At 74.5% G+C, this 8,971-nt stretch carries 10 protein-coding genes; 3 read left to right on the forward strand and 7 right to left on the reverse strand.

Annotated features, from left to right (window positions below; all coding sequences use genetic code 11):
- Positions 1–104: 104 nt before the first annotated feature.
- A complete protein-coding gene (locus tag BIV57_RS05785; protein ID WP_079170044.1) occupies positions 105–1,304 on the forward strand; it encodes a metallophosphoesterase in 1,200 nt (399 codons plus the stop codon).
- 294 nt (positions 1,305–1,598) lie between these two features.
- The gene (locus BIV57_RS05790; protein WP_071655564.1) at positions 1,599–2,567 is read left to right on the forward strand and encodes a hypothetical protein; all 969 of its coding nucleotides are present in this window, start codon (positions 1,599–1,601) and stop codon (positions 2,565–2,567) included.
- 99 nt (positions 2,568–2,666) lie between these two features.
- Here the strand turns inward: BIV57_RS05790 and BIV57_RS05795 are convergent, their stop codons facing one another.
- The 5 genes from BIV57_RS05795 to BIV57_RS05815 all read right to left on the reverse strand — a co-directional run bounded on the left by BIV57_RS05795 (position 2,667) and on the right by BIV57_RS05815 (position 5,416).
- Entirely contained in the window at positions 2,667–2,867 is a 201-nt protein-coding gene (locus BIV57_RS05795; RefSeq protein WP_139275475.1) for a DUF5326 family protein, read from the reverse strand.
- 141 nt (positions 2,868–3,008) lie between these two features.
- Complete coding sequence (locus BIV57_RS05800) at positions 3,009–3,326, reverse strand: cupin domain-containing protein (protein ID WP_071655566.1); 318 nt, start codon at positions 3,324–3,326, stop codon at positions 3,009–3,011.
- A 42-nt stretch (positions 3,327–3,368) separates the two neighbouring features.
- Entirely contained in the window at positions 3,369–4,271 is a 903-nt protein-coding gene (locus BIV57_RS05805) for a fructosamine kinase family protein (protein WP_071655567.1), read from the reverse strand.
- 2 nt (positions 4,272–4,273) lie between these two features.
- Positions 4,274–4,819 carry a low molecular weight protein-tyrosine-phosphatase gene (locus tag BIV57_RS05810; protein WP_071655568.1) on the reverse strand — a complete coding sequence of 182 codons (546 nt, stop codon included), beginning with the start codon at positions 4,817–4,819 and terminating at the stop codon, positions 4,274–4,276.
- A gap of 72 nt (positions 4,820–4,891) precedes the next feature.
- The gene (locus tag BIV57_RS05815; RefSeq protein ID WP_071655569.1) at positions 4,892–5,416 is read right to left on the reverse strand and encodes an NUDIX domain-containing protein; all 525 of its coding nucleotides are present in this window, start codon (positions 5,414–5,416) and stop codon (positions 4,892–4,894) included.
- 45 nt (positions 5,417–5,461) lie between these two features.
- Here BIV57_RS05815 and BIV57_RS05820 point away from each other — a divergent pair, with 45 nt between their 5' ends.
- Positions 5,462–6,451 (forward strand): aldo/keto reductase, encoded by a 990-nt coding sequence (locus BIV57_RS05820; RefSeq protein ID WP_245797444.1) that lies wholly within the window; start codon positions 5,462–5,464, stop codon positions 6,449–6,451.
- A 445-nt stretch (positions 6,452–6,896) separates the two neighbouring features.
- Here the strand turns inward: BIV57_RS05820 and BIV57_RS05825 are convergent, their stop codons facing one another.
- Together BIV57_RS05825 and BIV57_RS05830 are read right to left on the reverse strand one after the other, a co-directional pair.
- Complete coding sequence (locus tag BIV57_RS05825; protein ID WP_079170045.1) at positions 6,897–7,619, reverse strand: PadR family transcriptional regulator; 723 nt, start codon at positions 7,617–7,619, stop codon at positions 6,897–6,899.
- A gap of 147 nt (positions 7,620–7,766) precedes the next feature.
- The coding region (locus BIV57_RS05830) for a globin domain-containing protein (RefSeq protein WP_217651696.1) at positions 7,767–8,971 on the reverse strand (1,205 nt) is incomplete at its 5' end.

Consider the following 8,971-nt stretch of genomic DNA (forward strand, 5'->3'; position numbering starts at 1 on the left):
CGAATCGGTGCCAACCGGCCCAAGACGGTCCCGTGGCGATTTTGAAGCGATTCTGTCCCCTCCAGCTGCGGACGGGACATCATCCGGATTCCTATGATGGCCCAATGACATCGGTGGACCCCAACCCCGCGCAGTGGCGTCCGGGCGCGCCGCATCTCGACGCCGGCCGGCCGGACGCCCTCCAGGCGATGCCTGTTGTCGTCGCCGAGGCGATCGGCGAGCGGGCCACCGTACCCCCGCGCCCCGACGCTCCTCCGGCGCCCCCGGCACCGCCCGTGCCGGCCCCGCCCGCGGCACCGGCGCCCGCCGCGCCCGTGCCGCCGGCCCCCGCCACCCCGGCGCCGGCCATCCCCGCGCCCGCCGGCGGTGACGCCTCCGGCCCCGACGGCCCGCCCACCGTGCCGTTGGAGCCGGTCGCCGAGGACCCCACGCCGACGCTGGTCGACCGGCCCGTCGCCGAGGCGGACGACGAGACGCCCGGGCGCCTCTTCGTCGTCGGCGACGTCCACGGCCACCGCGCCGAACTCGTCGCCGCGCTGCGCGAACAGGGCCTCGTGAACGGCCCGGACGGCGCCGAGCGCTGGTCCGGCGGCCGGTCCCGGGTCTGGTTCCTGGGCGACTTCACCGACCGCGGCCCGGACGGCATCGGCGTCATCGAGCTGGTCTCCTCGCTCGGCCCGCAGGCCGGCGCGGTCGGCGGCCAGGCCCGCGCGCTGCTCGGCAACCACGAGCTGCTGCTGCTCGGCGCGAAGAGGTTCGGCGACACCCCGGTGCACTCCTCGGCCGGCACCGCCTCCTTCCTCGCCGCCTGGCGCCTCAACGGCGGCCAGCAGTCCGACCTGGAGCAGCTCACCGACGAGCACATGGCGTGGATGATGAGCCTGCCCGCGCTCACCGTCGAGGACGACTACCTGCTGGTCCACTCCGACACCACGGCCTACCTGGAGTACGGCTCCACCGCGGACGAGGTCCACGACAGCCTCCGCAAGGTGCTGCACCAGGGCGACGCCGAGGCGTACTGGGAGTGCTTCCGCAGGCTCACCAAGCGGTTCGCCTTCCGCGGCGAATCGGGGCCGCAGGCCGTCCACGAGATGCTGGACGCCTTCGGCGGCTCCCGGATCGTCCACGGCCACAGCCCCATCCCCTACCTCACCGGCGCCGTCGACGCCGAGGAGGGCCACGCCAGCGAGTATGTGACGGGCCCTCATGTGTACGCCGGCGGACTGGTCGTCGCCATGGACGGCGGCGTCACCATGGACGGCCCGATGCTGGTGCGCAGCCTCCCCGTGGAGCCCGCGGAGTAGGCGCCGCAGCTCGACCCGAGGAAGCGCTTCGCGCCCCGCCGTCCCCGGATGGGGCGCATTTCCTTCGCGCCCTGCCCTCCGGTCCGCTTCCCGCTCTACCATCGGTTCGTGGGGGACCCCTGTCCCCGACATCGGCGCCCGGCAACCGCACCGCCCTGATAGAACGTCACCATCCTTAGTACGGCGGCTGCTTCACGCGGTGGTGACGGAACTCCGCGGCGGGAAGGGCGCCGCCCCGGGGACCGCGCCGTGCGGCATCTCGCCGCGTGCCATCTGGGACGATCGGGAGAACACATGGACAGCGCTCCGCATCTGCGGGCGGAAGACCGGCCGGAGTTCGAACGAGTACTGGCCGACGCGCTGCGCTCGGAGCGCGTCGGCCGGGCCCTGGAGTCCACGCCTGTCCTGAACCTGGAGCAGCTGCGCACCGCCGCCCTGGAGGCGGCGCCGGCCATCGCCGCCGCGGCCGCGGAGGAGTACGCCGAGTACCTCGCCGCCCGCGAGCTGCTGCTGGAGCAGTCCGCGGACGAGCGGGGCTCCACGCTCTCGGCCGTGCTGAAGAAGCCGTCCGGCGTCGGCCCCGTGATGCTCGTCCTCACCCCGGTGCTCTCCGGAGCGGCGGCGGTCATCTTCCTGGTGGTCGGCTACCTGATGGCGGCGTTCAAGCCGGAGCCGCCGCTCGCCGAGTCGCTGCGCACCGCCGGCTGGCTCTTCGCGGCGATCGCGCTCGCCGCGTTCGTCGCCGGGATGGCCGCGCTGCTCGTCACCGCGATGCGGCACTCCTCGGCGGCGCGCCGCGAGTCGCCGGCGCAGCGGGCGCACATGGAGCGCGCCCGGGACGACTGGCGGGAGGCCCTCACCCGCAACGGCATCGATCCCTTCGTGGACCGCAGCATCGCGACGGCGCAGGGGCTGGAGTCGCGCGGCCGGGTGCCGCGCGCCACCCCCGGTCCGGTGACGCCGGCCCGGCGCTCGCCGGACTCGCCCTCCTCGGGCGAGGCGCGGCGCCGGCCGGGGTTCAGCAGCCCGGGGTTCTCCACCGCCCCGGAGTCGCTGGGCGGCGAGCCGGCGGTGCGGGCCTCGCGGCTGGGCGCGGCCCGGCCGGGGACGGGCCCGGCGCGCGCCGATGGCATCCCCGAGCAGGGCGAGAGCGCGTCGGACGCGCCGGAGCGGGGGCCGGCGGCGGACGAGCAGCGGCTGGAGTCGCGGACGTCCCGGATGATGCGGCGGCTGGGCCGCCCCAAGCTGCCGCGCCGGCAGTAGGCGGCGGCCGGCGGCACGGCACACGGCCGCGGGCGGGCACGACGGAGGGGCGGGTCCGGGTGGACCCGCCCCTCCGGGCGTTCTTCCTTCCGCCGCGCGCTAGTGGCGCGTGGTGAAGAACTTGAAGAACAGGTAGGCGGCGCCGACGACCACCGCGAGGATCAGGATCTTGAAGAAGAGGCCGAACAGGATGCCGAGGACAGCCATGACGAGCCAGCCGACGAAGACGACGGCCAGGATGGCAATGACCCCGATCGCCCACGCCGGAAGTTTGCTGAACGCTTCCTTCATTTCGTTCACCGGGGTTCCTTCGGTGTCGGTGGGTTGATGGCGGCTTTCGGTGTCCGCCTGTCTTCGATGGTAGGGCGGATCCGGCCGCGGGGAAGGCGTCCCGGGGCAGGATCAGGGGAGTCTCCGGGTACGGTCGGGGACCGTCCCCCGTCAGGCCTCAGGGGGAGAGAAGACCACCAGGACCCGCAGCGACTCGCTGATGTGGTGGAAGCGGTGCGGCGTCCCGGCCGGGACGAAGACCACGCTGCCGCGCGAGACGGGGCGGCTCTCGTCACCCACGGTGAGCACCGCGCGGCCGCTCTCCACCACGTACACCTCGTCCTGGCGGTGCGGCCGCTGGCCGTCGGTCTCGCCGGGCTCCAGCGCATACAGCCCGACGGACATGCTCCGCTCCGTCAGGAATCGCAGGTAGGCGCCCTCGTGTGCGGCGCGCTCCGCGTCCAGCTCGTCCAGGCGGAACGCCTTCATCAGGTCCTCGCTCTCCGGCTCACAGGTCTCGGGGGGGGGTGGTCATGCCGCCGCGTCGAGCGCCCGGCGGGCCGCCCGGCCCGCCTCGGCACCGTAACCGCGGCCGAAGAGCACCGCGTGCACCAGGAGGGGGTGCAGCTGGTGCAGCGGCACCCGCCCCTCGCGCCCCGGGGCCGGGGGCGACGCCTCGTCGTACGCGTCGAGCGCGCGGTGCAGCTGGGGCATCCCGAAGAGGCGCAGCATCGCCAGGTCGGCCTCGGGGTGGCCGCCCTGCGCAGAAGGATCGATCAGCCAGGGCCGTCCGCCGCTGTCCCAGTGGACGTTGCCGCTCCACAGGTCGCCGTGGACGACGGCCGGGCCCTGCGGCGGCCCGGCCAGCTCGGCGATCGCGGCGCAGACCTCCTCCACGTCCCGGGCGTCCTCGGCGGAGATCCCGCCGCAGTCGAAGGCCTCCCGCAGCGCCGGCTGGAGCCGGTAGCGGGCGTGGAACTCGGGCCACTCGGCGGGCTCGGTGCAGGGCTGGTCGGGGACGGGCAGCGGCAGCGGGCCGATGAACGCGGCCTTCGCGGTGCCGAAGAGCTGGGCGGGGGTGGCGTGCAGCCCGGCGAGTGCCCGGCCGAGCTGCTCGGCGCCGCGGGAGGTGGCGACGCCGGGGTCGATCCACTCCAGCACCAGCAGGTCGTCCTCGACGGAGAGCACCCGCGGCACCCCGATGCCGGAGTCGTCCGGCAGGGCGTCGGCGAGCAGGTCGAGCCCGAACGCCTCGGCGGCGAAGAAGCCCTCCGGGGCGTCCGGGTGCGTCTTGACGAAGAGGGTGTCGCCGTCGGCGAGGTCGGCGCGGTAGGCACTGCAGACCGAGCCGCCGCCCAGCGGGCAGAGCCGCCGCACGGGGCTGTGCACCAGGGCGTCGAGGCGCTTGCGGAGCGTCGGGGGCCGCGCCGGCATCGTCAGGCCACCTCCTCGTCGGGCTCGTCGGGCTCCACGGGCTTCGCGGTGCCGCCGAGGTCGGCGCGCAGCCGGTCGACGAGGCCGTCGACGGCGGGTTCGACGAGCGCCAGCACCTCGTCGAAGTCCTCGATGCCGTCGTAGTAGGGGTCGGGGACGTCCGCGCCGGGCGGGGCGGCGGCGTCCCAGTCGCGGAGCAGGGTGACGCGCTCGCGCTCCCCGGGGGTGCGGGCGAGCCGGCGGAGCGCCCGCAGATGGCCGCCGTCCAGGGCGACGACGTGGTCGAAGCGGTCGAACCAGCGGGGCTCGAAGCGGCGGGCGGCGTGCTCGGCCGCGGGGTAGCCGTGCGCGGCGAGGACGCGCACGGTGCGCGGGTCGGCGGGTTCGCCCTCGTGGTAGGCGTGCAGCCCCGCGCTCTCGGCGCGCACCCGCGCGCCGAGGCCGGCCTCCTCGGCACGGGCCGCGAGGACCTGCTCGGCCATCGGCGAGCGGCAGATGTTGCCCGAGCAGACGAAGCACACGGCGAGCGTCGGACGGTCGGCGGGCATGCGCGGTTCTCCAGGTGCGTTACGGTCCGGGACCCGGCGGGTATCGGCAGATTGCCGCCGGGCTTGCGGCAATTATCGTCCGCCACAAGGACGTTCGGGACCAACTGCGTCCAGCAGGCTCAGCACGCCCTCCAGATTCTGCTGGAGGTAGCGGCGGGCGGCGACGGGCACCAGGTCGACGGAGCCGAGCCCGGCGCGGGAGAAGGGGACGCGGACGATCTCGTAGCTGCCGACCGGGGCGTCCACCTCGGGGCCGTGCCGCAGCGCCGGGTCGAGGGTGCGCAGCCGGCAGGCGAAGAAGACCTGCACCTTCACCCCTGCGGTGCCGTCCGCGCCGGTGGTGGGCTCGGTGTCGACGAGCACCGGGACGGCCGGGCCGACGGTGGCGCCGAGCTCCTCGGAGACCTCGCGGCGCATCGCGTCCTCGAGGGTGGGGTCGTCCGGCTCGACGCCGCCGCCGGGCATCACCCAGTACGGCGGCATCCCGCCGGGACGGGTGCGCTTGATCAGGACGACGTCGGGGACGGGGGAGCCGTCCCGCTCGTCGAGCACGATTCCGCGGGCGTTCCGCTGCAGCACGGGGAGCAGTTGGTCCATGGGATGCGCTGTCCTCCCTGGGATTCCGGATCTAGGGTCTGTGGCATGACGGAGACGAAGGGCACCGAGATGGAATATCGCAGGTTGGGGTCGTCGGGTCTGGTGGTTTCGGCCGTCGGCGTCGGCTGCAATCAGTTCGGGGGAAAGGTGGACGCCGCCATCGGCGCGTCGATCGTGGACGCGGCGCTGGAGGAGGGCGTCACGCTCTTCGACACGGCGGACGTCTACGGCGCGGCGCCGGGCGCCTCGGAGGAGGCGCTGGGCCAGGCCCTGAAGGGCCGCCGCGACCAGGTGGTGCTGGCCACCAAGTTCGGCAGCGACATGCGCGGCGGCAACGGCCCGGACTGGGGCGCGCGGGGCGGCCGCCGCTACATCCGGATCGCCGTGGAGGCGTCGCTGCGCCGGCTCGGCACGGACTGGATCGACCTCTACCAGATCCACCGCCCGGACCCGGCGACGCCGATCGAGGAGACGCTGGACGCGCTGGGCGAGCTGGTCCGGGAGGGCAAGATCCGCTATGCGGGCTGCTCCAACTACGCGGCGTGGGAGGTGGCGGACGCGGGCTGGACGGCGCGGACGCGTCACCTGCCGGGCTTCGTCAGCGCGCAGAACAAGTACAGCCTGCTGGACCGCGCGGCGGAGGACGAGCTGGTGCCGGCGTGCGAGGCGTTCGGGCTGGGCCTGCTGCCCTACTTCCCGCTGGAGCACGGGCTGTTGACGGGGAAGTACCGCCGTGGCGAGGCGGCCCCGGCCGGCACACGGCTGGCGGACGAGCGGCGCCGGCGGATTCTCGACGGGGCGCCGTGGGACGTCATCGAGGGCGTCGAGGCCTTCGGCAAGGAGCGCGGACTCTCGCCGCTGGACGTGGCGATCGCCGGTCTCGCGGCGCAGCCGGCGGTGTCCTCGGTGATCGCGGGCGTGACGGGTCCGGACCAGCTGCGGGCGAACGCGCGGGCGCTGCGGTGGCAGCCGGAGGCGGCGGAGATCGTCGAACTGGACGCGCTGACGAGCGGCGGGGATGCGTTCGGGGCGTGAATCTGGCCCACCTGTCACGAGTAAGCCAATATGGCTTGTGTGACTGGACAATGACAATAAGTCAACTAATCTAGAGGTCCACTGCCGGGGTCACGAGGGGGGAGACCCCGGCAGTGCAGCACCCAGGACTCGACCCCAGCCCCAACCGACCTGCGGCTCGCAGGGGGGAAAGGGGGGAGACCCCGGCAGTGCAGCACCCAGGACTCGACCCCAGCCCCAACCGACCTGCGGCTCGCAGGGGGGAAAGGGGGGAGACCCCGGCAGTGCAGCACCCAGGACTCGACCCCGGCCCCAACCGACCTGCGGCTCGCAGGGGGGAAAGGGGGGAGACCCCGGCAGTGTAGGGATACAACTGCGCCCGCCTGCCTGCCGGGCCGCGCAGCGGCTCGGGTGGGGTGCCGGGGCGGAGGGGCGGCGGACAGCGAGCACGACGGCGCGCAAGCCGTCACGCGTCGTCCGGCACCGCGTCCTCGGGGGACGCGTCCTCCTCCGCGAGCATCAGGTACAACTCACGCCGCACCTTGGACAGCAGCGCATTCGCCCGCTCCAGCTGCGGCCCCGTCCCCGCCTCCGCCACCTGCCACGCCGCCGCCGTCACCTGCTGCAACGCGGACTGCAGCTGCATCACCCCGTCGTCCACGGCCTCCACCGCCGCGTCCCACGGCTCCCCCCACTCCTCGCGGTGCGCCGCAACCTCCTCCTCGCCCGCGTCGGTCAGCCGGAACGCCCGCGCCCCCCGCCGACGCGACGCCTCCACCAGCCCCTCCTCCTCCAGATGCTGCAGCAGCGGATAGAGCATCCCGGGGCTGAGCCGCCACAGCCCGTGCGTCCGGGCCTGCAGCTCCTGGATCACCTCGTAGCCGCTCATCTCGCGCTCCTCCAGCAGCAGCAGCGCCGCCGCGCGCACCTCGTCGCGGCGCGGCTTCCGCCCCGCGCGGTGGTGCTGACCGCCGAACGGCGGCGGCGGACCCCATGGCTTGCCGACCGGCACCGCGCGGACGCGTCCGCGGCCCATGCCGGGGAAGCCCTTGCGCCGCTGCCCGCCGAACGGACCGTGCGGACCGGGCGGCATCGGCGGTTCGGGGAACGGCGGCTCCGGGGGCTCGGGCGGCTCCGGGGGGTCGAAGGGATCGAACGGATCGTGCGGATCGTGCGGAAACTTGGGCACCGGAATCGGCCTCCTTCTTCGGTGTACGTCAACGATATGTCGCTGACTATCACCGAAGAAGGCCGAATTCCGGCCGTTCCAGGCCCGGTTGAGCCGCCCGGGCACCGCCGCGTCCCCACCTAGGCCCCGCCCCCGCATCGCCGCCGCTCAGCCCGAGAACGCCTCCCCCATCGCCTCCAGCGGGTCGTGGATGATCCGCTCCTCCGGCACCCCCTGGCCCAGCAGCATCGCCCTGGAGCGGCGCAGCATCTCCGGGGGCCCGCTCAGCACGACATCGGTGTCCGGAAAGGGCCCGTACCGGCGCACCACATCCGGCAGCCGGCCCTGCAGCCCGCGTGCCGGCGGGTTGGCCACCACCGGGCGCAGCGACAGCCACGCGCAGCGCGACGCCAACTCGGTGAGCGGCTCCAGCTCGTAGAGCCGATCGGCGTACTGGGCGCCGTAGAACAGCTCGACGCGCCGCCGCGGCTGACGGTTCACCAGGTCCTCGACGATGGCCTTGAGCGGGGCGATGCCGGTGCCGCCCGCCATGCACAGCACGTTGTCCTCGGAGTCGGGGTCGACCACCATCGCGCCCTCGGGGGCGCCCAGCCTTATCACGTCGCCCGGGCGGGCCCGGTGCACCAGCGCGCGGCTCACCCAGCCCCCGGAGACCGCCTTCACCTGGAGCTCCAGCGTGCCGTCGGCGCGCGGCGCGCAGGCGATGGAGTAGTTCCGCCACACCCGTGGCCACCAGGGCGTCTCCAGGGTGGCGAACTGACCGGGGCGGTAGGGGTAGGGGTGGTCGGGGCGGAGCGTGATGACGGCGATGTCGGGCGAGCACATCCGATGGCCGATCACCTCGGCCTGCCACCACGGGGGTTCACCGGTCAGCTCGGACTCCCGCGCGGCGCGGATCATGATCCCCGCGACGGCGGCGTAGGCGCGGCCCCACGCCGCCTCGGTCTGCGGCGTCCAGGTGCCGACCGCGTAGCGGGCGAGCGCGGCGAAGAGGGCGCGGCCCAGCAGCGGGTAGTGCGCGTCGAGGGTGCCGAAGCGGCGGTGGCCGCGGCCCATGGGGGCGAGCATCCGCTCCAGCGCGGGCGGGTCGTCGGCGAGGCGGCAGGCGGCGAGCAGGGAGCGGAGCAGGCGGTCGCGCTGCAGGTCCATGGCGACCGGGAAGAGCGAGCGCAGCCCGGGGTTCTCGGTGAAGAGCACGGCGTAGAGATGGCCCACCGCCTGGTCGGCGACGGGCTCGACCTCGCGGATGGTGCGCCGGATCAGCTCGCCGTCGGACGGCGCGGACGGCGCGGGCGGCACGGCCGGGCGCGGGGGAGGCGGGGCGGGCATCCGTATCGGCGGGGGCGGGGCGG

Source organism: Mangrovactinospora gilvigrisea, assembly GCF_001879105.1.
In the GTDB taxonomy this organism is placed as follows: Bacteria; Actinomycetota; Actinomycetes; order Streptomycetales; family Streptomycetaceae; genus Mangrovactinospora; species Mangrovactinospora gilvigrisea.